Origin of the sequence: Thiocapsa sp. C2-2m (assembly GCF_041903745.1) — a bacterium.
GTDB lineage: Bacteria > Pseudomonadota > Gammaproteobacteria > Chromatiales > Chromatiaceae > Thiocapsa > Thiocapsa roseilacustris.
Window position 1 is genome coordinate 45,794 of record NZ_JBBWVD010000032.1, and the last position, 23,229, is coordinate 69,022.

The 23,229-nt window shown below is 65.7% G+C and carries 24 protein-coding genes and 1 tRNA gene; 15 read left to right on the forward strand and 10 right to left on the reverse strand.

Annotated elements, in window-relative coordinates:
* Window positions 1–101 precede the first annotated feature (101 nt).
* From AADX97_RS21700 to AADX97_RS21715, 4 genes are all read right to left on the reverse strand, one after another.
* The gene (locus tag AADX97_RS21700) at window positions 102–3,095 is read right to left on the reverse strand and encodes a virulence factor SrfB (RefSeq protein WP_374236109.1); all 2,994 of its coding nucleotides are present in this window, start codon (window positions 3,093–3,095) and stop codon (window positions 102–104) included.
* A 190-nt stretch (window positions 3,096–3,285) separates the two neighbouring features.
* On the reverse strand, window positions 3,286–5,163 hold the full coding sequence (locus AADX97_RS21705; RefSeq protein WP_374236110.1) for an SrfA family protein: 1,878 nt from the start codon (window positions 5,161–5,163) through the stop codon (window positions 3,286–3,288).
* Window positions 5,160–6,647: a hypothetical protein gene (locus tag AADX97_RS21710; RefSeq protein WP_374236111.1), complete on the reverse strand. Its 1,488-nt coding sequence runs from the start codon at window positions 6,645–6,647 to the stop codon at window positions 5,160–5,162. The genes AADX97_RS21705 and AADX97_RS21710 overlap by 4 nt, the downstream gene beginning before the upstream one ends.
* Before the next feature lie 389 nt (window positions 6,648–7,036).
* On the reverse strand, window positions 7,037–7,594 hold the full coding sequence (locus AADX97_RS21715; RefSeq protein ID WP_374236112.1) for a CDP-alcohol phosphatidyltransferase family protein: 558 nt from the start codon (window positions 7,592–7,594) through the stop codon (window positions 7,037–7,039).
* Window positions 7,595–7,998: 404 nt separating this feature from the next.
* On the opposite strand from AADX97_RS21715, the gene AADX97_RS21720 reads away from it, so the two are divergent.
* On the forward strand, window positions 7,999–8,286 hold the full coding sequence (locus AADX97_RS21720) for a hypothetical protein (protein ID WP_374236113.1): 288 nt from the start codon (window positions 7,999–8,001) through the stop codon (window positions 8,284–8,286).
* A gap of 55 nt (window positions 8,287–8,341) precedes the next feature.
* Here AADX97_RS21720 and AADX97_RS21725 read toward each other — a convergent pair whose 3' ends face one another.
* A complete protein-coding gene (locus tag AADX97_RS21725; protein WP_374238747.1) occupies window positions 8,342–8,554 on the reverse strand; it encodes a hypothetical protein in 213 nt (70 codons plus the stop codon).
* 162 nt (window positions 8,555–8,716) lie between these two features.
* Between AADX97_RS21725 and purM the strand changes: the two genes are divergently transcribed.
* Window positions 8,717–9,790: a phosphoribosylformylglycinamidine cyclo-ligase gene (gene purM / locus AADX97_RS21730; protein ID WP_374236115.1), complete on the forward strand. Its 1,074-nt coding sequence runs from the start codon at window positions 8,717–8,719 to the stop codon at window positions 9,788–9,790.
* The gene (gene purN, locus AADX97_RS21735; protein ID WP_374236116.1) at window positions 9,783–10,445 is read left to right on the forward strand and encodes a phosphoribosylglycinamide formyltransferase; all 663 of its coding nucleotides are present in this window, start codon (window positions 9,783–9,785) and stop codon (window positions 10,443–10,445) included. Before purM ends, purN begins: the two co-directional genes overlap by 8 nt.
* 190 nt (window positions 10,446–10,635) lie before the next feature.
* Here the strand turns inward: purN and AADX97_RS21740 are convergent, their stop codons facing one another.
* The 3 genes from AADX97_RS21740 to AADX97_RS21750 all read right to left on the reverse strand — a co-directional run bounded on the left by AADX97_RS21740 (window position 10,636) and on the right by AADX97_RS21750 (window position 11,806).
* Window positions 10,636–10,890 carry a hypothetical protein gene (locus AADX97_RS21740; RefSeq protein WP_374236117.1) on the reverse strand — a complete coding sequence of 85 codons (255 nt, stop codon included), beginning with the start codon at window positions 10,888–10,890 and terminating at the stop codon, window positions 10,636–10,638.
* A gap of 28 nt (window positions 10,891–10,918) precedes the next feature.
* On the reverse strand, window positions 10,919–11,209 hold the full coding sequence (locus tag AADX97_RS21745; protein WP_374236118.1) for a DUF6489 family protein: 291 nt from the start codon (window positions 11,207–11,209) through the stop codon (window positions 10,919–10,921).
* Window positions 11,210–11,326: 117 nt separating this feature from the next.
* On the reverse strand, window positions 11,327–11,806 hold the full coding sequence (locus tag AADX97_RS21750; protein WP_374236119.1) for a hypothetical protein: 480 nt from the start codon (window positions 11,804–11,806) through the stop codon (window positions 11,327–11,329).
* A gap of 149 nt (window positions 11,807–11,955) precedes the next feature.
* Here AADX97_RS21750 and AADX97_RS21755 point away from each other — a divergent pair, with 149 nt between their 5' ends.
* Complete coding sequence (locus tag AADX97_RS21755; protein WP_374236120.1) at window positions 11,956–12,270, forward strand: MTH1187 family thiamine-binding protein; 315 nt, start codon at window positions 11,956–11,958, stop codon at window positions 12,268–12,270.
* A gap of 260 nt (window positions 12,271–12,530) precedes the next feature.
* Window positions 12,531–13,373: a metallophosphoesterase gene (locus tag AADX97_RS21760; protein ID WP_374236121.1), complete on the forward strand. Its 843-nt coding sequence runs from the start codon at window positions 12,531–12,533 to the stop codon at window positions 13,371–13,373.
* A 56-nt stretch (window positions 13,374–13,429) separates the two neighbouring features.
* Here the strand turns inward: AADX97_RS21760 and AADX97_RS21765 are convergent, their stop codons facing one another.
* On the reverse strand, window positions 13,430–13,600 hold the full coding sequence (locus tag AADX97_RS21765) for a hypothetical protein (protein WP_374236122.1): 171 nt from the start codon (window positions 13,598–13,600) through the stop codon (window positions 13,430–13,432).
* A gap of 252 nt (window positions 13,601–13,852) precedes the next feature.
* Between AADX97_RS21765 and hslO the strand changes: the two genes are divergently transcribed.
* From hslO to AADX97_RS21805, 8 genes are all read left to right on the forward strand, one after another.
* Entirely contained in the window at window positions 13,853–14,725 is an 873-nt protein-coding gene (gene hslO / locus AADX97_RS21770; protein WP_374236123.1) for an Hsp33 family molecular chaperone HslO, read from the forward strand.
* A 12-nt stretch (window positions 14,726–14,737) separates the two neighbouring features.
* Entirely contained in the window at window positions 14,738–15,988 is a 1,251-nt protein-coding gene (locus AADX97_RS21775; RefSeq protein WP_374236124.1) for a NupC/NupG family nucleoside CNT transporter, read from the forward strand.
* 110 nt (window positions 15,989–16,098) lie between these two features.
* Entirely contained in the window at window positions 16,099–16,467 is a 369-nt protein-coding gene (locus AADX97_RS21780; RefSeq protein WP_374236125.1) for an HIRAN domain-containing protein, read from the forward strand.
* 216 nt (window positions 16,468–16,683) lie between these two features.
* Window positions 16,684–16,998 (forward strand): hypothetical protein, encoded by a 315-nt coding sequence (locus tag AADX97_RS21785; protein ID WP_374236126.1) that lies wholly within the window; start codon window positions 16,684–16,686, stop codon window positions 16,996–16,998.
* Window positions 16,995–17,759 carry a protein-L-isoaspartate(D-aspartate) O-methyltransferase gene (locus AADX97_RS21790; protein ID WP_374236127.1) on the forward strand — a complete coding sequence of 255 codons (765 nt, stop codon included), beginning with the start codon at window positions 16,995–16,997 and terminating at the stop codon, window positions 17,757–17,759. The genes AADX97_RS21785 and AADX97_RS21790 overlap by 4 nt, the downstream gene beginning before the upstream one ends.
* Before the next feature lie 189 nt (window positions 17,760–17,948).
* Window positions 17,949–20,333 carry a tRNA(Met) cytidine acetyltransferase TmcA gene (locus tag AADX97_RS21795; RefSeq protein ID WP_374236128.1) on the forward strand — a complete coding sequence of 795 codons (2,385 nt, stop codon included), beginning with the start codon at window positions 17,949–17,951 and terminating at the stop codon, window positions 20,331–20,333.
* Window positions 20,334–20,810: a bis(5'-nucleosyl)-tetraphosphatase gene (locus tag AADX97_RS21800; RefSeq protein WP_374236129.1), complete on the forward strand. Its 477-nt coding sequence runs from the start codon at window positions 20,334–20,336 to the stop codon at window positions 20,808–20,810.
* Window positions 20,807–21,475, forward strand: a complete 669-nt coding sequence (locus tag AADX97_RS21805) for a YceH family protein (RefSeq protein WP_374236130.1) — start codon at window positions 20,807–20,809, stop codon at window positions 21,473–21,475. Before AADX97_RS21800 ends, AADX97_RS21805 begins: the two co-directional genes overlap by 4 nt.
* 255 nt (window positions 21,476–21,730) lie before the next feature.
* On the opposite strand, the gene AADX97_RS21810 is transcribed toward AADX97_RS21805, so the two are convergent.
* Window positions 21,731–21,820: transfer RNA gene (locus AADX97_RS21810), tRNA-Ser, on the reverse strand.
* A gap of 206 nt (window positions 21,821–22,026) precedes the next feature.
* On the opposite strand from AADX97_RS21810, the gene AADX97_RS21815 reads away from it, so the two are divergent.
* Together AADX97_RS21815 and AADX97_RS21820 are read left to right on the forward strand one after the other, a co-directional pair.
* Complete coding sequence (locus AADX97_RS21815; protein WP_374236131.1) at window positions 22,027–22,695, forward strand: Bax inhibitor-1/YccA family protein; 669 nt, start codon at window positions 22,027–22,029, stop codon at window positions 22,693–22,695.
* Between the two features lie 92 nt (window positions 22,696–22,787).
* Window positions 22,788–22,973: a hypothetical protein gene (locus tag AADX97_RS21820; protein WP_374236132.1), complete on the forward strand. Its 186-nt coding sequence runs from the start codon at window positions 22,788–22,790 to the stop codon at window positions 22,971–22,973.
* Window positions 22,974–23,229: the final 256 nt, after the last annotated feature.

Here is a 23,229-nt window from a genome sequence, read left to right on the forward strand (position 1 = left end):
ACGATAGGAAGCACAACTTTCGCCGGCGGTTGGTTGTGCCTCGCTGTCGCTCGGCACAACCTACATTCGCACGCCCCTTGCTTCGAGAGCTTCGGCCGCGCTCACCTGAAAATCGACCCGCTGTCGAGCCAGTAACTGTCCTGATCGAACCCGATGCTGGTCAGTGTATTGAGCTTCAGGGCCACGACACCGCGACCGAAGGCGCGTCCGCCTTCCAACTCCACGGCGGCGACTCGGAACCGCTCGGCATTCACGCCGCGCATCCGCTCCAAACGCACCTGGAGCACGCCGCCTTGGGTGTAGAGCAGACGGCGAACCTCGTCGTCGGCAAAGTCGAGCAGATAGAGCGGCTGGGCGCCCCAGCGCTCGGCGGCGAGTTGACGATAACCGATGTGCATCACCCCGGTCATGGGGATGGTGGTCTCGGGCAATTGGTACTCGGGGTCGTCGAGGTCCACGTCGCTGTAATAGACATCGCCGGCCTTGATCATCCGGTTGCGGTCGATCATGCCGAGATAGCGGATCGTCGAGTAGGGGCGGAAGGCGTTGGCTCTGAACGAGAAGTTGGGCAACCGCCCCTGCCCGAGCAGACAGAGCATGGCGCCGACCGCCGCCGTGGTCTTGGGGTCGGCGATGCGGCCGCGTCGATTGAAGGGATACCAGGCGCCCGTGCGATAGTCGTGCATCGCGATGATCCGATCCGGCGGCAACGGCAGAAGTGCGCGCACCAGTGCCTGGAAGCCCGGCAGGCGTGACGGGCGCCCGGTCAGCAGCAGTAGGTCGCAATCGTAGAGGTGCGCGATCTCGCACAGTGAGCGCACGGCGCGGGTGACTTCGAGCCGCTCCTCCATGAACAACTGGTGGGTGCGGTCGAGATCGAGCCGAACCGGGCAGTCCAGCAGCGAGAAGCCGGTGACGGTCCCGCCGGTCGCGTCACGCACGCCGCCGGCGAACCAGTCCAGGACGGCGTCGGTCGGCCCCTCGGGGCTGATCTCGGCGACCAGCTCGGAAAGCGCGAGTGTATGCGGCTCGCTGCCGTGGACCGGATCGAAGCGTTCGTACGCCTTGAGCACCGCGAGCCCGGCCGGGTAAAGCACCTGCAGCGCCAATTGCTGACGGAGCATCCCCTCCTGGACATCGACCGGATCCGCACCGATGAGGCGCGAGAGCAGGGCGTCGGGCTCTTCCACACCGGCCGCGGTGACCGCCTCCTTGAGGGCCGGCACCAGGGTCGCGCCGATGACCTCGAGCAGGATGTCGTCGCCGGCGACCTTGAAGCCGTCGCGAAAGCGCTGCTCGGGGACGATGGTGCGATTGGCGCCGGTGCGGCCACCTTCGAGCAGATAGTCGTTGATGACGAGATCCGTGGTGCCGCCGCCGATATCCACGGTCGCAATCCGCAGGCGCGGCCCCTCGCCTGCGGTTCTGCCCCCGGTCTCGGCATCGCGGACCCGCCCGGCCATCGCGAACAACTCCTCCGCACGCCCGGCGAAGGTGTTCTGGATCTCGCTGTAGAGATAGACCGCCTGACTGCAGGTCGCCTCGTCCCAGCGCACCTCGATGGTCGGGAACGGAGGCCAGGCCAGCTCGGCGCCGGGACCCTCGATCGGCGCGTCCTCGGGGTGCCAGCCGAACGCCTTCCAGACCAACCCGACGGCCTGGTGCATCCGCTCGGCGAAGAGATCGCGCTCTTGCTTGGGCATGGAGGGCGGGATGGTCAGGATGAGCGTGCGCAGATGCCGCGGCAGATCGGCCGTGGGCATGCGCAGCCGCTGCGCCGGGCTGTTGATCTGGCAGAGCGCCTGGGTCAGGACCTCGGCCAGCATGAACATCATCATGGCGCTGCGCGAGTAGTGCGGCATGAAGACCGGCATGCGGTCGGCCTCGGGCAAGGTGTAGAGCGCGGTGCCGACCTCGTTGATGAGATTGCAGAAGGGCGCAGCCGTGGCCATGGGCTCGATCTCGGTGCGCACGAAGGCGCTGTTGAAGCGCCAGCCGGTGTCGAAGCGGTCCTCGTCCCAGAGATAGCGTTTGGGGCTGGAGATGCCGGTGGCCCCTTCGGTGCCGCGCCGACGCCCGGCCATGCGCGCGGCCTCGGGGCCGACGCGGGCGATGGTCGGCCAGAGGAAGGCCCCGGCGCGTCCGCTCTTGTGCGCCCAGTGCTCCTTGCCGAAGGTCGCCTGGGCGAGCTCGACGCGGCTCTCGAAGGGCTCGTTGTAGCGGTGCTGCGGCTGGGACAGGTCACGCAGCTCCAGCTCGTAGCGGCGTCCGAGCACGTCGCCCTCCTTGGCGTGCTGCTCGATCAAGATGCCGCAGGTGCGCGAGTTGCCGACGTCGAGCACCATGTCGACCGGCACCGCCGGTTGCACGTCGGTCGCCTTGTTGCCGAGCAGCTTGATCTCGGGGATGCAGCCGGCCTCGCCGATGACCGCGAGCAGGTTGAGATAATGGGCGTGATGGGCGAGACGCTCGCGCTCCGCCTCCACGTCCTCGGGCGGCAGACGCAGACGCGGGCCGGCACGCTCGTCGAAGACCTCCTGGATCCAGCCCGCCACCCAGGGCAGCTCCGGAAACCAGCCGATCTCGTGGGCGCGGTGCGCGAAGGCGAAGGCCGCGCCCGCGCCCACATCGGCCTCGGTCGGGGCCAGATAGCGCAGGTCTTCGGCATCGGCCAGCAGGTTGGTGTCGATGGCGAGGGTGAGCCGATGGGTGTGATCGGTCGCAGCCGACTCCTCCGCGGAGAGGGCCAAGAGGCGCAGCCGTGCCCAGGTCTCGGGGCCCGTCGCGAAGCGCCGCGGCGGATGCAGTCGCAGCACGGGCACCGGCAACCAGATGCCGTCGAGCAGGCGCGCCGAGTCGTCCACCGGCACGCTCAGTTGAGACTTCAGCGGGATGCCCGGACGGTCGGGCCAGTAGAGCTGGTTGGTGCGCTCGTCGTAGAGCAGACGCGCGAGCGAGCGGTTGCTCTCCTGCACCACGAACTCACCCGGCAGGGCCTTGCGCAACGCGAGGGTCAAGCCGAAGTCGAGGAACTGAACGCCGCTGTCGGCGATCAGCGTCACCTTGGTTTCGAAGTTCACCAGTCTCGCGAGCATGGCCTGTGACCTGAGTCTTTCGTGATGTCTCCACGGCTTGATCGCCGTGGCGTCGGTCGCAGTCCGGGCACCGTGAGTGTCCCGTAGGTTGTGCTGACGTTAGGAAGCACAACACCCGCGGGCGGTTGGTTGTGCCTCGCTCTCGCTCGGCACAACCTACACAGCCCTTCCGCAACCCCGGCCCATCCGCTCATTCGCCGGTCGCACCCTGGACGTCGAGCGAGAAGGTACCACCACCGGGATAACGGCCGACGCACTCGGGTTTGCCGTCCTTGCCCGACGCGCACTCGACGCTCGGCCGGCCGAAGTTGGTGCCGTCGGCGCAGCGGATATCCCCGCTGCTGTCGATCACCAGGCGCTCGCCCTTCACGGATGCCGAGGCGCCGCTCTGGCAGATACTGCCGTCGTGGCGCTTGAGTCGCAATTGGCCCTGACCCTCTTTGGTGCGGTATTCCATCTGGATGGGCAGACCGGTCTTGGGGTCTTGCAGGGAGGTGGCGGTGCGCCAGCCGCTGGTCAGGCCGCCGAGCGCCTGTGACGTCGCGCCCGGTTTGGACGCGCCGGGCGTGGAGCTCGGTCCGGCCGCGGTCCCCTTGGCCGGTGGGGTGCCCGGAACCGCGCCGGGCGCGCCTTCGGCTTCGTCCGCGGTCGAGCCGGTTAGACCGGGCGTCGTCGGGATCGCATCGCCCTCCCCCGTCGGCGGCTCGGTGCCGTCCTCGGGCGAGGCGGCGTCCGAGGTGTCCGGCACCGGAGGCGTCTCGCCGGCCCCGTCATCGGCCGCCTGTCCCTCCTGCGGTGCCGCGTCGGCATCCGTCGCGGTCGGATCAGACAGCGTGGGGTCGGCAGTAGGATCGACGATGCCGGTATCCGCATCGGGATCGACTGCGGCTGGATCGATCGAGGCCGGTTCGTCCGGGGGCAGGTCGCTCCCGAGCAAGTCGGTCAAAGGCAGCTCGGCATCTGCGCCCGCAATCTCGCCCTCGATCGGCGTGGTCTCGGACGCATCCGGATCGAGCTCCTCGTCGAGAAGCACAGGCTGCTCCTCGACCCCCTCCCCTGCATCCGTTCCGATCGTCTCGTCCAAGACCGAAGCCCCTTCGGACAGGCTATCGGTCTCGTCCGTCACGCTTGTCGACTCGCTCCCCGAAACCCTCGTCTCGTCGACTGCGACATCCTCGTCCGTCACCGAGATGGCGCTGGTGTCGGTCGTTCGGTCGCTGCGAAGGTCGCTGTCGAAGAGTGTCCGATCCCGGACCTGTCCGGAATCGATCGTCACATCGCGAATGACCGACTCGTCCCGAATCGAGGGGTCGACCAAGAGCGGATCCGCGGCGGGCGGCTCCGAGAGGATCGGCGCGAGCTCCTCCGCAACCCAGTCCGGGACCCATTCCGGGGCCCACTCGGCGAAGGGCGTCGAAGCGTCGGGCACGCAGCCGCGCAACAGGAAGAGAAGCAGCAGCACCAGCGCGAGCAGCAGAAGCGGAAACCAGATCCACCAGGGAAGACCGCGGCGAGACACCGGCTCTGGACTCCCGTCCTGCCGAGGCTCGTCCGTCAGGTCGAGCGACCAGTCCGTCGGCGGGGCGGCGAACCGCCCTAGATTCACCAAGGGGTCCGAGCCGACCGCCTCGCGATCGCGGACAAAGCCCCAGAAGCTCACGACCGGGCGGCCATCGACCAGATAGACGTGGTCCTCGTCCGGAAAGCTGAAGACATGGGCGAGCAGCCGGGCGAAGACCTGACGCTCGGGGTCGGGATCGGCCTGCATGGTACGCGTCAGCTCGTCGATCCGGGTGCGACTCTCCAAGAGCTGACTCTGGGCCGAGCGCCGCTCCTCGGGGCTCGCGGCACTCCAGGGCACGACTAGGCCGGGGCGCGGGGCGTACCAATCCAGTGTATCGCCGTCCTCGTTGCGCTGCGGGATAGCGAAGCTGTCGGCGAGTTCCTGGCCGAGCCGACGCGCCAAGGCGGCGCGCAATTGGGCCGCGGCGAGATATACCGGGTGGCCGACTGCGCCGACCGGGTGATAGTCGGTGAGTGTTCCGGTGCGCAGTAAAGGTCCAATCATGGTTGTTTGAGCTCCTCGCCGACGGACGTTTCCAGCTTCTCCAAGGTGTCGCAGCGCAACAGCGCCTCGTCGAGCCGACCGCGGATCGCACGTAGGGGCTCGCGCTCGGCGTCTTCGGCGGTCAGTTCCCGATCGAGCGTCCGCAAGGCGGCACAGTCCATTTGAGCATCCACCAGCTTCTGACGATACGTTTGAGCACGGGCGCAGCGGGCCAACTCGGAGTCGAGTCGCTCCCGCAGCGCCGCGAGCGGCGCGCGGGTGCTATCGAGCCCCGCCGACTCGCGATCGAGCTTCGGCAGCGCCGAACACCCCCCGTCGCCCGCCTCCAGTGCCGCATCCAACGCGACCACGAGCCGATCGGCCTCGGCGCAGCGAGCAAGCTCACGATCCAGTCGCTCGTAGACCGGTCGCCAAGGCGTCTCGTCGGGTGCGTCCTCGGACGCCGGCTCCGACTCAGGCAGACCGACGGCAACGCCCAGCTCCGCCAGCGCCGTGCAGTTGCCGAGCCGACGCTCCAGCTCGGACGCCGCCTGCGCCGAGGTCTCGCAGACACCGATGCGCTCGTCGAGCCGCGCGACACTGCCGGCAAAGGGCTCGCGATCGAGATCGGGTCCGGGCGTCGGCGGCTCGCCATCCGACCCGGCCAGACCCTGACGAATCTCGACGAGCCGCGTGCAATCCCAGTCGGCGGCAATCACCTCGTGATCGAACGACTCGGCCGCGGCACAGCGGGCCTGCTCGGTAGCGATTCGCTCGCGCAGATCGGCGTAACTTTTGCGCTGCGGATCGACCCGGTCGATCCGCAACGCAAGTGCTCCGAGGCGATCCGGCCCGGCACAGGCCACATCGAGCGCGTCTTGCAGCTCGGCCGAGAGCGAGTCAGCCTCGCGCCGGTCGAGCCAGAGCCAGCCGCCGCCCGCAAGAGCGGCCCCTAGGATCAGCACAACCGCGAGCGCCCAACCCCGGCGAACACGACGCCGCACAGGCGGCTCGGGCGCGGCGGCCGAGGCAAGAGCAAGTCCGCGCGAACGCCCGTGCCCGCGCTCCTCGACCAGTACGAACCCCCAGAGTGTAAGCACGGGCTCGTCGCCGATAACATAAACATGGGAGTCGTCCGGATACCGGGTCGCGGCGCGCAGGAGGGCGGCGATGGACTCCGAGCCCTTCACCCGCGTCGGCAGCGCATCGGAGAGCCGGCGCAAGGCATCCAGACGCTCCTCGAGCTTGGCCTTCATCGCGACGCGACGCACGGCGGGCAAGGCCGTCAGCCGCGTCGGCTGGCCCGGCAGATCACTGTACCAGTCGACCGTCTTGCCGTCGGCGCAGGGCACGGGCAAGGCCAAGACCGATGCGGCGACCCCCGGCAGATGCCGGCGGATGAGGGTCTGAAGCTCGCGATGCAGATCGTCGAGCCCGGCAAGCTCCTCGGTCGGCAGTCGATAGCCGCCGATGTCGACCCGTGCGACTCGCAGTGATGGTGCCAACCAAGCCTCCCTAAAGCTGATTTCCGGAAAAGGATCTAAACCGCGTCCAGAGCGAGATGCTCACTTTCGAGTGAGCTCGATGTTTGATGCATCCATGCTCCTAAGCGGGGACGCGGTTTAAAATTTTATATTTTTTAATATCTTAATATCTTAAACCGTGCCGACTCCAACGGTTGTCAAGTCTGCCGGGGCCGATCCAATCCAAAAACATCGCATACCGCGCTGGGCGCGGTTTAACGGCAGAGCCGTAACCAGGAAAAGTGGTCGAAGGCTCTACTCGTTGTCGTTGTCGTTGTCGCTGTTGCTGTTGCTGTTGCTGTCGTGGTCGTCCGGAATCCGATTACGATTACGACAACGACAAATCCACGGCACGCGCCACTGCCGAAGGATCAATGCCCCCGCCAACCGCGCTGCCGAGCCTTGCGGCCCCAGATCCAAACGTACTGCGCGCCGCTGACGACGACGGTTGCGAAACAGGCCCAGATCATCGTCTCGATCAGATCTTCGGGCAGCTCGAACGGGCCCGCAGCCGTGATGACCATCACCACCAGCACAATCTGGAGCACCGTATTGAGCTTGCTGATCGGCAGGGGCGCGGCCTCGACCGCCTCGACGCGGTAGTTGTAGACGACCGCCCCCGTGACGATCACCAGATCCCGCAGGATGACGGCGATCACGAGCCAGACCGGGACCAGCCCCTGCCAACCCAAGATCAGAAAACACGCGACCAGCAATGCCTTGTCGGCGAGCGGATCCAAGATCCCGCCCAAACGCGTGCGCCAGTCGTAGCGTTTCGCCAGATAACCGTCCAGGCCGTCCGACGCGCCCGCCGCGGCGAACAGGACCAAGGCCCATCCATACTCCTGGCGGAGAAGCAGATACATGACAGGCACGACCGCGACGAGTCGCAGGACGCTGATGATGTTTGGAAGATCCCTGAGCTGCACGCACACACTCCGGTCGCCGGGGCGGCACCAAACCTTGATGCCTGTCCGGTTGATGCTAGTCCGGTCTCCGGCGTCTGTCCAAGACCGATACCGACCGTGCCGCGCGGCTGGTGGGACTCGCCAATGTCGCCCGTCTTCCCGGACATCGCTCCGCTGCCCCAGGCAACTGCTGCAACTTATGGAACCTGCGCTCGGCGACGCCCCAACGAAAAGACCGCGCCGACCCCAAGCACGACCGCAAACTAAGGCGATTTCCGCAAACTTCCATACCCGTAGGTTGTGCTGACGATAGGAGGCACAACTTGCGCCGACGTTTGGTTGTGCCTCGCACGGCTCGGCACAACCTACGCCTGCGCGGACCATCCCCGCTAAATTCCGACCATCGTCCGTCACAGGAGCCCCGCATGACCGACACCGCCGAGCCCACCCCGCGCAGCGACCACGACAGCCCCGGGAAAGAGTCGCTGGAGGGCTACTTCCCCGAGTTCCTCGCGCTGCTCTTTCCACGCATCCACGCCGGCATCGACTGGTGCCTCGGCCAATCGCGGCTACGCGCGCAAGACCATCTTGAAGCTGTTCCGCGTCATCGATTGGATGATCCAATTGCCAGGAACCCTGGAAACGGCCTTCCGCCGAGAGATCTTCACCGACAAGGAGAGCAAACAGATGCCGTACGTTACCACTGCGTCTGACGGAGAAGACAAAGCAAGCCGCCTGAGACACGACAACCCTCATCGGCACTTCCGATCAGAACCGCAGCCGCACGAAGATCCGCTCCGGGATTCGGCGAATGATCAGCATGATCCAACGCCAGTACCAAGGGGTGTAGATCACCGAGCGACCTTTCTCCATTGCCCGGACGATGTCGCGCGCCACCCGCTCGGGGCTCGCCCAGAGCGAACCCTCCTTAAATTCGGCGGTCATGGGGGTATCGACGCAGCCGGGCTTGGTCAGCAGCATCTGCACGCCGCGCTTGTGCAGGCGCTGGCGCAGACCGGAGAGAAAGATCTCGAGCGCCCCCCTGGCGGCACCTAAGACGTCGTTAAATCACCCCCGGCAGAGCCGGTCGCTGACCTCACTGAGTTAGAATAGCCGGTCAGACCCGTCCCTTGGAGCCAAAGTGTGACGCAGGATTCCGCCCCGCCCTCATCGCCATCCCTCAGTTATCGCGACGCCGGTGTCGACATCGACGCCGGCGCCCGGTTGGTCGAGCGCATCAAGCCGCTCGCCGCCGCCACCGCTCGACCCGGCGTCATCACCGGCCTGGGCGGATTCGGGGCGCTCTTCGAGCTCCCGCTCGCCGAGTATCGGCAACCGGTGCTGGTCTCTGGCACGGACGGCGTGGGCACCAAGCTCAAGCTCGCGATCGACCTGGGTCGGCACGACAGCATCGGCATCGACCTGGTCGCCATGTGCGCAAACGACATCCTGGTCAGCGGCGCCGAGCCCCTGTTCTTTCTCGACTATTACGCCACCGGACAGCTCGATGTCGAGGTCGCCGCATCCGTCATCGCGGGCATCGCACGCGGCTGCGAGCTCGCCGGCTGCGCCTTGACCGGCGGCGAGACAGCGGAGATGCCGGGCATCTATCGTCCGGGCGACTACGACCTCGCTGGCTTCTGTGTCGGGATCGCGGAGAAGGCGGATCTCATCGTCCCGGATCGGGTCCGACCGGGCGACCTGCTGATCGGGCTCGCCTCCTCGGGACCCCACTCCAACGGCTACTCGCTGATCCGCAAGGTCATCGAGGTCAGCGGTGCGGATCTTGGAGAGGATCTGGACGGCGTCAGCCTCGGCGAGCGACTGCTGGCACCGACCCGCATCTATGTCAGGTCCGTTCTACCCTTGACCCGCGCCATCAGAGTGCACGCCCTCGCCCACATCACGGGCGGCGGATTGACCGAAAACCTGCCGCGGGTGCTGCCGGACGACACCCGCGCCGTCTTGGACCTCGCGAGCTGGACCCGCCCGCCGGTCTTCGACTGGCTCCAGAGCAAAGGCGGCATCGACAATGCCGAGATGCTGCGGACCTTCAACTGCGGGATCGGGATGGTGGTTGTCGTCGCTGCGGGCGATTTGGACCAGGCGCTCGAGCTGCTGCGCGCCGGCGGCGAGGTCGCACGGGTGATCGGACAGGTCGAGGCGGGTCAAGGACCCTCGTCGGTACACTATGTCGGCGAGGTCGCGCATGCCTGATGACGGACGTCTGCGCGTCGTCGCCCTGATCTCGGGCAGCGGCAGCAACCTGCAGGCATTGATGGACGAAGCGGCAAAGGGCCGGCCCTTCGAGATCGTCGCCGTCATCAGCAACCGCGCGGATGCCTTCGGCCTGGAACGGGCCCGGCGCGCCGGCATCCCGGCCGAGGTATTGGACCATCGCGAATACGCGGGGCGCGAGCCCTACGAGGCGGAGCTGCGTGCCCTGATCGATCGCTACGCGCCCGGCTTGGTCGTCCTGGCCGGATTCATGCGCATCCTCACGCCCTCTTTCGTCGACCACTATTCCGGGCGGATGCTCAACATCCATCCCTCGCTCCTACCCAAATTCCGGGGGCTTCAGACCCATCAGCGCGCGCTGGATGCCGAGGAGCACGAGCATGGCGCCAGCGTCCATTTCGTCACGGCCGAGCTCGACGGCGGACCCGTCATCATTCAGGCTCGACTGGCGATCCATCCGGGCGAGGATGCCGCAACACTGGCCGGACGCGTGCTCAAGCAGGAGCACGGCATTTACCCGCGGGCGGTCGGCTGGTTCGCGCAAGGGCGCCTGCGATTGGGCGCAGATGGACGGCCTTGGCTGGACGGCGAGCCGCTGATGTCGCCGATCGTGATCGATGCCGCAGCCGGATGAGGCGATTTCCCCGTATCAGCACCCCCGACTGCGCATGGCTCGCAGTTGACTTCAGTCGCCCCGACCCGAGCGTTGGTGCGGTTCAAAATAATCTATTTTTTAACATCTTAAACCGCGCCGACTCCAACGGCCGTCAAGTCTGCCGAGGCCGATCCCATCCAAAAACAGCGCATACCCCGCCGGGCGCGGTTTAATGCTCGCACTTGTCGAGCTTCTCCCGAGCACCCGGGATCACCGACAGGAGAAAGGTCGACACCAGCACGACCGGCGCAAGGATGATGAGCACGAGCGCGAAGAACAAGACAATCTGCTGAAGGTAGGCCAGGTCGGGCAGGACAAAGCGCACGGCCAGGAAGAGCAACAGGGCCGCGACGAAAAAGATCGCGGAAACGACCACCCCTTCGCGCATAGTCCTGCAGCCGAGGATCAGCAACCGATGAACCATTCGTCATCTCCTCCGCATTGTCGACGTACTATTTTCGTCGCGGCGTGGACTCGGCGTCCGAGCTGTCGCTGCCCGAGCCCGTTCCGCCCGAGGACATGCTCGTCGCATTCGTGAGCATTTTCTGGAACATGTCCCACGAGGCCATGGTCCCGGTCACGTAGGGCTGGAACAGCTTGATCGGGTCGTAACCTTCGGTACCTGAGACCATGCGCTCGCGGATGTCGTCCATCAACTGGCGCTGAAAGGCTTCGACATCCGGCAGGCCGAACAGCTTGCGCATCTCTTCCGGCGTCATCTCGACATCGACACTGATCTTCATGCCTCTCTCCTTGGAGCGCGGCGCGGCAGGGTGCCCCGCCTGCCCGATCACTCTGGACGATCGCGAGGGTCTACGCAAGCCGTCTCGCCACGGCGTCTGAGCCCAAGGCACTTCCGACTAATGCCGACTCGCACGCGGGACCGCATCGGTCGGTGCGGGATCCTCCACGGCCATGATGCGGCGCACCCGGCGCCCGACCAAGAGACAGGCGCGCTCGAATGCGCGAGCTGCCTCGCGTGCGTTCCACTCCCACTCGGAAGGGTGTGCGGTGACCGGGAACTGCCAGTGCCCTGTCGTCAGCACGGTGCCGATGCGTACCTCGAGCGTCCAGTCATGCCAGACCGTGCCGGGCTGATCGTCCTCGACGAACTCCTGCTCGGCGAGTCGGATATAGTTGCCGGCGCGATCCTCCATCGAGACTAGGTCGGAGAGCACCAGCGAGTCGTCGACGCAACTGGTCCAGCCGGTGTGGACCGCGCTGGCCGTCCCCATTAGGGAGTGGATGAGGAGGGACGGGGTCAATGTCAGCGACAAGGGGGTTTCCCAATCCGGCTCGGCGGCATCGCTCGGGATTTCGGTATCGGTCTGGGTGGCCATTGCTAATCCTTTATGGTCGACTTGTTCCCGGCTGATGCAGGGCGTCTAATGGTCTTCAGTCTATAGTTCAGGTCCGCCGCAGGGCAATCCTCGGTCTGCTTCCATGCCTCGGCCATCGGCCGGGCCAGGCGAATTCCCAAGGTTTCATCATGTCCGTTCTGCTTGATCTCAGTATCTTCCCGGTGGACCGAGGTGCCGGCGTCAGCGGCTACGTCGCCCCCGTCATCGCCATGATCCGCGACAGCGGTCACGACTACCGACTCTCGCCGATGGGCACCGTCGTCGAGACCGACACCCTGCCCGAGGCGCTCGGATTGATCGAGCGCGCTTACGCGATCTTAGACGCCTTGGGCTGCGAGCGCGTCTATGCCGCAGCCAAGCTCGACATCCGGCCGGGGCAGACCGGACGCATGGAGGGAAAGCTCGAGTCCGTACGCAAGCACATCGGCGAGGTCGCCTGCTGAACCGCGTCCGTCCGGCGCGATATGCAGAGGTTCGCGGGGCTGATGCGGTTGGTGGTCATGATCGGCGTATGGAGCTGGACGCGGTTCAGGAATCTTGAATCATCGAAATGTTATGTATTTGAAAATTATTACAGATTAACCACTTAACCCGCGTCGACGCCAACATCTCAGAGGGATGCCAAATGGCTGACCAATCAAGACTTCATAATACTGCGCCGGACGCGGTTCAACCGGACGCGGTTTAAAATGAGACACGGTTTATGAAGGTTGCGATCTTTTCCGACGTTCAAGCCAACCTGCCGGCGATGGAGGTTGCGGTCGAGCGGATCCTCGACTGGGGTCCGGATCTGGTCGTGATGGACGGGGACCTGGTCAACCGCGGGCCGAGCAGCCTTGCCTGTGTCGAGCTGTTCGACGAGCTGCGAAGGACACGTGGCTGGTTACCGGTGAAGGGCAATCACGAGGCTTGGATCCTGCGCTGCGCTCAGGAGCCGCCTCGCACCGAGCTTGAGGGGCAGATGCGGCGCTTCGCCGACTGGACCTACGAGCAGGTTCGCGAGCGTATCGCTGCACTCGAAGGCTGGCCGGACCATCTCTGTTTCCACGGCGAGAGCGATTCCAGCTGGGTGCACGTCACGCACGGGACCATGGCCGGAAACCGCTTCGGGATCTCGGCCGGCGTTTCGGACGAAGAGATCCGCGGCAACCTCCCGATGGACGTCGCCCTGTTCGTGACGGCACACACCCACCGCCCCCTGCACCGCGAGCTGGACGGCACCCCCATCCTGAACGTCGGCTCGGTCGGCTCGCCGTTCGACGGCGACACGCGCGGCAGCTACGCCTTGCTCGAAGAGCGTCGGGGGCAATGGACCTGGGAGATCGTGCGGTTCGACTACGACCGTGCTCGCGCGGAGCGAGATTTTCGCGATTCGGGCTTCATCGACGAGGGTGGACCCATGGCGCGCATCCTGTTCGAGGAATGGCGACAGGCACGTCTGTTGATGCCCTATTGGAGGCGAGGCTTCGAGCCTGCCGTTCTTGCGGGAGAGCGTGACCTCGCCGAAGCTGTCAAGGAGTTCCTGCGGGAGTCAGGTCAAGGCTGAGCGGGTCGAGCGCCGGTGCGCCGGGGCGCACCGGGTTTCGATCGATGTCATGACGGTCACTGCTTCGCCTGCTCTCCCAGGATATAGACGGTAATCCCGGACCCGAGCAGCCCCAAGAACACCATCGGGATCCAGGCGTCGGTCACGAGCGCTTCGGCTCCGTAGGTCGCGCCGGCCAAGGTCAAGAAGAGGGTTGCCGTGATCAGACTTAAGATAAGAGGCATCATGATTGTTTCCTTTTAGCTACAACGTTGACCATAATATTAGCCTTTACTTAATTACATGCAAGGCTCGTCGAGCCGCGTCGGACGCCGGAAGCCGATGTGCGCGATACATGTAACAGATTGAAACTAAAAGACACATCAAGCGCGACCAGGGTGTTCAAGAGAATCCGATGCTGCGGATCGGACAAACGACGCGATCGATGACAAATTGCAACAAGATGTAACAGGGCAACAGTCAGCCCCTTGGAGTAACGGATGAGCGACTCGGATCGTCTTTACCGCTTTACCTTCGAGAACATCGGGATTCGTGGCAACCTGGTCCATTTGGATGCGACCTGGCGTGCCGTCCTGGGTGCGCACCCCTACCCGGAAGCGGTTCGCGATCCGCTCGGGGAGTCACTGGCCGCCGTGACGCTGCTCGCCTCGACGATCAAGTTCGAGGGCTCCCTGATCCTGCAGGCACAAGGCAGAGGACCCATCCGCACCCTGGTTGCTCAGGCGACCCACGAGCACAAGGTCCGCGGGCTTGCCCGTTGGGAAGGCGAGGTGCCTGCCGACGGAACACTGGCGGCGCGTTTCGGGCAGGGCCATCTGGCCTTGACCATCGAGCGGCGCGGCGCCGAGCCTTATCAGGGGATCGTGCCGCTGGAAGGGGCGGATCTCTCCGCGGCGATCGAGCGTTATTTCGTCGACTCCGAGCAGCTCCCGACGCGCCTCTGGCTCACGGCCGGAGAGAACCGCGCCGCCGGACTGCTGTTGCAGCGCCTCCCCGGCGAGGGTTTGAGCGACGAAGATTGGGCCCGGATCGGCATCCTCGCCGACACGCTCACCCGCGAGGAGCTGACCGGACGATCCACCGGCGATCTGCTGTATCGGCTCTTCAACGAGGAGTCGATCCGTCTATTCGAGCCCGAGCCGATCGCCTTTCGGTGCGGCTGCTCGCGCACCCGGATCGAGGAGACGCTCAGGCTCCTCGGACCGGCCGAGGTGGACGACATCCTCGCCGAGGAAGGCGCGGTCAGCGTCACCTGCGAGTTCTGCAACCGCAACTACGCCTTCGACGCGGTGGACGCCAAACAGCTCTTCGCAGAGCTGACCCGCCATGAGCCCTCGCCCTCGCAACACTGATCCGGCCCGCCGATGTCGAGCACATTGCAGCCCCTGCTCGGACTGGTCGTCATCGTCGGCCTCGCCTGGCTCTTGAGCGAACGTCCTCACGCGGTCCGACCTCGCCTGGTCGTCGCCGGACTGGCGCTCCAGATCGCCCTCGCGCTCCTGCTGCTGAAGCTGCCGATCGCCCAAGCCAGCTTTCTGGCGCTGACCGACCTGGTGCTGGCGGTACAACGCGCCACCCACGCCGGCACCGAGCTGGTCTTCGGCTTTCTCGGCGGTGGCGCAGCGCCCTTCGAGACGCGTTATCCGCAGAACAGCTTCGTGCTCGCCTTCCAGGCGCTCCCGCTGATTTTGGTCATGAGTGCACTCTCCGCTCTGCTTTTCCATTGGCGGGTGCTGCCTCTGCTGGTGCGCGGCTTCGCCTGGTTGTTGCAACGGACCATGGGGACCGGTGGGGCGCTGGGGCTCGGGGCGGCGGCGAACGTCTTCGTCGGCATGACCGAGGCGCCCCTCTTGATTCGGCCCTACCTGGCCGGACTGTCGCGCTCGGCGCTCTTCGCACTCATGACCTGCGGCATGGCCACGGTCGCCGGGACCGTCATGGTGCTCTACGCCGGGATCCTCGCCGACACCGTTCCGGATGCGATGGGACACATCCTCACCGCCTCCCTGATCAGCGCACCGGCGGCCTTGATGATCGCCGGCATTCTGGCGCCGGAGCACGCGGACGAGGCGGACCGGGCGATCGTCGCCGTCCCGAGCGAGTCGCGCAGCAGCATGGACGCCATCACCCGCGGCACCCTCGACGCCATCCCGCTCTGGCTCAACATCCTGGCGATGTTGATCGTCATGATCGCGCTGGTGAGCCTCGCCAACCAAATCCTGGGCCTGTTGCCGGCCTTGGCCGGCGAGCCTTTGACCGCCCAGCGCATTCTCGGCTGGGCCATGGCGCCGGTCGTCTGGTTGATCGGCATCCCCTGGTCCGAGGCGCAGGTCGCCGGCTCACTGATGGGCGTCAAGACCATCCTCAACGAGTTGATCGCCTACATCGAGCTGGCCGGCACCCCGAGTGCAGAGCTCAGCGACCGCAGCCGGCTGATCATGACCTACGCACTCTGCGGTTTCGCCAATCTCGGGAGCCTCGGGATCATGATCGGCGGCCTCGGGGCCATGGCGCCGGAACGCCGCGACGAGATCGTCGCGCTCGGGCTGAAGTCGATTCTCGCCGGGACCATGGCGACGCTGATGACCGGCGCGGTCGTCGCATTGATTCTTTGAGTCGACTGCCTGAGATTCTCCTGAGTCCCGAAAAAATCGCTTGGGTGGCTCACCTTTTGAGCCACCCACCCGTGTAGGATCAGGCTATCCGGATCCATGAGGCGACCGCGATGTCCCATCGGCAGCGATTTGAAACGAACGTCCCCGAGCCCTCTCTCGACGAGGCGATCATCGGCCGTTATCTCGTCATCCAGCGCAGCCGCCTCGCCGGATTCCGGCACCACGAGGCGCCGACTCTCCTGCCGGCGCTGCGGGCCGGCTCACCCTTGACCCTGAGCGCCGAACGCGACAACCCGTACGACGGCGACGCGGTGGCCATCCACTGGCAGGGCCACATGCTGGGCTATCTCCCGCGTGGCGAGAATCTGGTCGTCGCCCGACTGCTGGCGCGGCAGCGGCGCTTGAGCGCGCGCGTCCGACGCCTCGTCCCGGACGCCGATCACAACCAGCGTCTGCAGATCGAAATCTTGATGCATTGACAAATTGAAGACCCTGTCGACCGGGCGGCTGAGTTGCTGAATCCAGGTTCTTGACGCCTTCTACTGCTCGGTCGACACTCATCCGATCGCGGCTACTTTGAGATGGGACGCAAGCATGCTCACGGAGTATGTCGAAGAGGCCCTCGAACGGGCGCGGTACGAGCTGATCGAAGATCCGAATGCATCCTTCGGGACACCGGCTGGCCGAGGCACATCATGGGCGAGGAGATCAGAGGACACTGCTGGAATTGCGGACAGGGACTGACTAAGCTGGATTACGGGCGCGAGCTGCGCTGCCCCGGTTGCGACAAACCGACCCATTGCTGTCGCAATTGTCGTCACTACGCGCCCGGACGACCCAACGAGTGTCGGGAGCCGATGGTGGATCGCGTCATTGCGAAGGATCGGGCCAACTTCTGCGACTGGTTCCAGCCCCTGCTGCGATCGCCCTCGCTGCAACCCGGCGAGACGCCGAGCGGGGCGACCGACCCGGAGTCGCTGAAACGTTCCGCGGAGGATCTGTTCAAATGACCGAGCGCCGAGCCTCTTTCCGTCCACTCGACGGGTTACTCCTTGCCGTCGGACTCTGCCTGGTCGCGACGGTCAACGCCTGCGCATCGGAACAGGACATGACCGCGGAACGTCAACGACTCGTCGAGAAGATCGAGGCCGAGGTCCGCATGACCGCCCCCGAGCTGGGTTTCGCACGGCTCGATCCTCGGGTCGCCGAGGCCATGCTCCGGGTGCCTCGCCACGCCTTTGTGCCGAACGCCCAACGCGCCTTGGCCTATGCCAATCACCCCCTGCCGATCGGCGGCGGTCAGACCATCTCCCAGCCCTACATCGTCGCCATCATGAGCCAGCTACTCGATGTCGGCCCCGGCGACCGGGTCTTCGAGCTGGGCACCGGGTCCGGGTATCAGGCTGCCGTGCTGGCCGACATGGGTGTCGAGGTCTATTCGGTCGAGATCGTTCCGGAGTTGGCCGAGCGCGCCGTCGCGAACCTGGGGGCCGCCGGCTATCCGCAGGTCCAGGTCCGGGCCGGAGACGGTTGGCTCGGCTGGCCCGAGGCCGCTCCGTTCGACGGCATCATCCTGACCGCCGCCGCGCCCGTTATTCCGGACCAGCTGATCGCTCAACTCAAACCCGGTGGACGTCTGGTGATGCCGATCGGCGAAACGCACGGCGTTCAGCAGCTCGCAATCTTCGACAAGGGCGAGGACGGCAGCCTGCGCCGACGCGACCTCCTGCCGGTGCGTTTCGTGCCGGTGACCGGGCCCCTGGGCGACTGACCGATGCCGGCGCCGGACATCGGTTTAGGTCAAAGGCGAAAGGTCAAAGGTCAAAGGTCAAAGAAGGGGCGGCATCCGGCTGGCAGGCCAGCCATTTCGACGCGATCCGCCGGCAGGCGACCGCAACGTGCGCGGGGTCGATCTCGATGCCATAGTAAAGACCTTGCCCCTACCCGCCTCTGTGTTCCTATGACTGAAGACGCACGCGTGCCGCTCCATGACGACACCCTCGAAACCCTCGCCCTGACACTGCAGCGACAGGCGCAAGCCACCGGTCATCGCGCAACCCTGCTGCTGAGCGGCGATGCGGACTGGACTGCAACCCGTGCATGGCGTGTCGTCGCCGCGCTTCCGGACCAGGTTCCGACCTGGCTGACCGAGCGACCCCTGGCCGACGGCGCCCTGCCGCTGCGAGCCGCGGATCGACTGCTCGGCAGCAATCTCGATCTCTTGGTCTACGACGCCCATAGCGGTTTCGATCCGGATGGTTTCGGCGCCGCGACCGGGGCGATTCGCGGAGGCGGGCTCCTGCTGCTGCTGACCCCGCCGCTTGCCGATTGGCCGGACGTGACCGACCCGCAGGCCGAGCGCATCGCCGTTTGGCCGAATCCGGCAGCATCGGTCGGCAGCCGCTTCCTGCGCCGGCTCGCGAGGCTTCTCGGGTCCGACCCGGGTCTGATCCACCTTGCACAAGGTGATGCAGGGGGCATCTCGACCGCGCTGAGGTGCGTCCCGGACTGCGCGTGCGTCAGGCCGGAGCCGAACGACCGCGACCGGACCACCGAAGCGAGCGACCCGGACCCTGCCGAACCCGCCACGTCGGACCAGGATCAGGCGATCGCGGCCATCCTCGGGGTCGCGCATGGCCGTGCACGCCGCCCGCTCGTCATGAGAGCGCACCGCGGACGCGGCAAGAGTGCCGCGCTGGGCCTTGCCGCCGGCCGACTTCTGCGCGAACGCCCGCTCCACATCCTAGTGACCGCACCGAGACGCTCGGCGGCCGACGCGCTCTTCAAGCACGCCGACGCCGTGCTGGCCGATCATGCTCGGGCCTCGGCCCCGGATGCGGAGACCCGGACGACACCGGACAAGATGACGCCTCATGCGGCAGACCGATCCGGGTACGGCCGTGCATCGGCATCACTCGCATTCTTCTCCCCCGCCGATCTCGCCGCGCAAACACCGGCGGCCGATCTGCTCCTGATCGACGAGGCCGCCGGCATTCCCGCACCCATCCTCGAGGCCCTCCTCGCCCGCTACCCGCGCGTCGTCTTCGCGACCACGGTCCACGGCTACGAGGGCACGGGACGCGGCTTCGACGTGCGCTTTCGCGACACGCTGGACCGTCTTACCCCGAACTGGCGAGAGATCTCGCTCGACACACCGATCCGCTGGGCACCCGGGGATCCGCTCGAAGCCCTGACTTTCAGAGCCCTGCTGCTCGACGCCGCCCCCGCTAAGGCCGAGGCACTGAGCAAAGCCAATCCCGCCGGTATGCGCTGCGAGCGCCTCGACCGCGACGCCTTGGTCCAAGACGAGAAGACCCTGCGCGAGCTCTTCGGTCTGCTCGTCATGGCCCATTACCAGACCCGGCCGATGGACCTGCGCATGCTCCTGGACGGCCCGAATGTCCGCATCTACGCGTTGCGATGGCGCGATCACGTTGTCGCCACCCTCCTCGCCGCAGAGGAAGGCGGTTTCACCGATCCCGCCTTGTGCGAGGCGATCTTCACGGGCCGCCGCCGTCCGCGCGGCCACCTGCTCCCGCAAACCCTGTCGACGCATGCCGGACTCGCCGAGGCCCCTGCCCTGCGCTACCTGCGCGTGATCCGCATCGCCGTCCATCCGGCGCTCGCACGCCACGGTCTCGGGCGCAGACTGCTGCGCCGGCTCGCGCGCGACGGTCGCGCCGAGGGCGTCGCCCTGCTCGGCGCCAGCTTCGGCGCGACGCCCGCATTGATCCGCTTTTGGGACCGCTGCGGCTTTCGCCCGGCACAGATGGGTACCAGCCGGAATGCCTCGAGCGGCGAGCACGCGCTCGTCGTACTGCATCGTCTCGACGCGCGCGGCTGGTACTTTACAGCAGCGGCCGAGGCTCGCCTGGAATCTCGGCTCCCTGTGCTGCTGGCCGGTCCGCTGCGCACACTCGACGCCGTCACCGTCGTGGCGCTCGTCGCCGCGATCCGCACCGAGCCCGCAACGCCCGGGGTTCCATGCCGCGACGCGATCGACGATCGTGAGCTGAGCGGCTTCATCGACGGCCATCGCTCCCTGGACGCCACCCTCCCGCTCTTGGCCGAGCTCACTCGGCGCCGACTCGGATCCCGTCTGCGAGCCGGACGCATCGCGGGCGACGACGCTGCGCTCTTGGTCGCAGCCGCCCGCCAGCTCCACGGCCCGGCCGAGTTGGCGAGCCGTTTCGGTGCGAACGGTCGGGACGCGATCCTCACCCGCATCCGACGCGCAGCCAACGCGCTGCGGTCCGACCCGAACGAAACCCTGCCGCGCAACAGCCACTCAAGGCACGGCGTCTCCATCACTCGCCAGCAAACCTGCAACAGTCCATTGCGCTGAGTGAAACGCCGACAGATCCTCTCCGCCGGCGTCGTCCCCGTCCGTCGCTTCGGATTGGAGATGCGTTTCCTGATCCTGCGTTGTTTCAGCTATTGGGATTTCCCCAAGGGCGAGACCAAACACGGGGAGGATCCCTTGGACACGGCACGGCGCGAGGTCACCGAAGAAACGGGGCTGCTCGACCTGGATTTCCGATGGGGAACCTCTTTCGTGGAAACGTCTCCCTACGGTCGCGGCAAGGTGGCGCGTTATTATCTGGCGGAGTCACCGCGCGGCGATGTCGCCCTTGGGATCAACCCGGAGCTGGGGTTTCCCGAACATCAGGAGTTTCGCTGGGTCACCGAAGCAGAGGCTCATAGGCTCCTGAACGATCGCGTGCGCGTCGTCCTGGACTGGGCCGAGCAACGCATCGGCGAATCGCCCGAGGCCCCGGCCGCCGGGTCCGTCAACCGACCACCGGAGAACCGCCTACCATGACGATCGAGCACGACCCCGACACCTCCGATGCCATGCTGTCCCCGGCGGAAGCACGCGTCCTCGGCTGCCTCATGGAGAAGCAGCGCACCACGCCCGATCAATACCCCTTGACCCTCAACAGCCTCGTCAGCGCCTGCAATCAGAAGAGCGCCCGCCATCCCGTCATGAACATGACCCCCGGCGAGGTCGGTCACGTCGTCAACCAATTGCGCGACCGCGGCCTCATCTACGCCAGTCTTTCGGGGCGCACCGAGCGCTACGACCACAAGATCGTCGGCACCTTCCTGCTGAGCCGAGAAGAGCATGCGCTGCTGTGTGCCCTGATGCTGCGCGGCCCCCAGACGACCGGCGAGCTGCGGACCAATACCGCACGCCTGGCCGACTTCAAGGATCTCGAGCAGGTCACCGGGACGCTGCACGGCATGGCCGAGCGCGACCGCCCGCTCGTCGTCGAGCTGCCGCGCCAGAGCGGCAAGCGCGAGGAGCGCTATGCGCACCTGCTCTGCGGTCGACCCAAGCTCGAGGACATGCCGGAGTCCGCACAGGCGTCGAGCGGCGAGCCAACCCGCAGCACCCGCATCGAGGCCCTGGAGGCCGAGGTCGCGGAGCTGCGTGCGCAGATCGACCGACTTTGGTCCCTGACGGGACTCGACGATCAGCGCTGAACGCAGGCACAAAGCAGCAACCGGGAATCTCGATCGGAACATCGGCGTCGTTTGAGCGCAGCACTCGGGCTTCGGTTTTTAGCCCGAATTGATCGAATATATCGAGGCTTCACGCGGTGCCGCGCCGGATACTGATCGGGAAACCGCCCCGCAGTCACGCCGGGGCACGGAGTCTCGGGGCGATGGGGTTCCGGGACGGACAGAGGCGAAACCGGTCGAAGAAGACGCTAAAGAATGGTAACCACTTGAATAACATGGCGGAGAGGGTGGGATTCGAACCCACGGAGGGGATGAACCCTCAACGGTTTTCAAGACCGCCGCTTTCGACCGCTCAGCCACCTCTCCGAATCGACTGCCCGACGCAATCCCGCAGCGTTGCTGCGTATCGCGCTCTCAACGGACGCCCTACAAGGATACCGCATGTCCACGGCGGACCCAACCGTCTTGACGCTTGCGCGAGCGACGCCATCCGGTATGCTTGAGGAACTCGGATCTTTTTGCCGAGTCTGACTCGGCAGCTTGAACATCTCTTAACCGGAGTGACCACACCAATGGCCAACACTGATTTTTCCATTCCCCGCAGCTCACAGTCGGTCATCTCGACCAACAAGGTGCTCAAAAACACCTATCTGCTGCTCGCCGCTACGCTGGGCTTCAGCGCCGTCACCGCGATGGTGTCGATCGCCCTCGCCGTGCCGAGCTGGATGTACCTCGTCTCCGTGATCGTCGCGATGCTGATGGGTATCTTCGTGCTTCCGCGCACGGCCAACTCATCGAAGGGCATCGGTGTCATCTTCCTGATCACCGGTCTGCTCGGGTTCGGCCTGGGCTCGATCTTGTCCATGTATCTCGCCCTTCCGAACGGCCCGCAGACCGTCGGCTTGGCGTTCGGTGGAACCGCGGCGATCTTCCTGGGGCTGTCCGGCTACGCCCTGACCAGCAAGCGTGACTTCAGCTTTATGGGCGGATTCATCTTCGCCGGCATGATGGTCGTGATCCTGGCGATCGTGGCGAACCTGTTCCTCCAGATGCCGGCGCTCTCGCTGGCGATCTCCTCGGCCATTATCCTGTTGATGAGCGGCTTCATCCTGTTCGATACCAGCCGGATCGCACGGGGCGAAGAGACCAACTACATCATGGCGACCTACGGGATCTACCTCGCCATCTTCAACATCTTCATCAGCCTGCTCCAAATCCTCGGGATCATGGGCGACGACTGATTAGGCCCTTGCAGGGTACGAACCCCGGCCGAGTGCCGGGGTTTTTGTTTGAGGCCCCGACACGACCCCGCTCGGGGCAAGGAGACGATTCCATGGAGCTTGCACTGAAGATTGCCGCTGCGGCGGTGCTTATCTTGATGTTGTTTTATCTCTGGCCAGCCTACAAACACTGGCAGGAGAACGGACCAAAGGCTGGAAAGGGGGACTGGCAGGCGGCGATCCTGCCGCTCGGGGCGGTCGTCGCGCTGGTCGTGCTGCTGATCATGGCGGTGCGCTGAACCACCTCAACGGGCCTTGCCATAGGCGCGGCCGCTTCGCGGATCGGAGCGGTGAAAGCCTAGATTCACGCGATGGTTAGGCGAATTCCGGGAACCCTTATACCAATGGCGTAGGCGTAGGTTGTGCCGAGCCGTGCGAGGCACAACCAACCGTCGGCGCAAGTGGTGCCTCCTATCGTCAGCACAACCTACGATATGGAACTTTGACGCCAATTGGCGGACGCGGAGCCGACAGCACGCGACAAAAGTGCAGGAT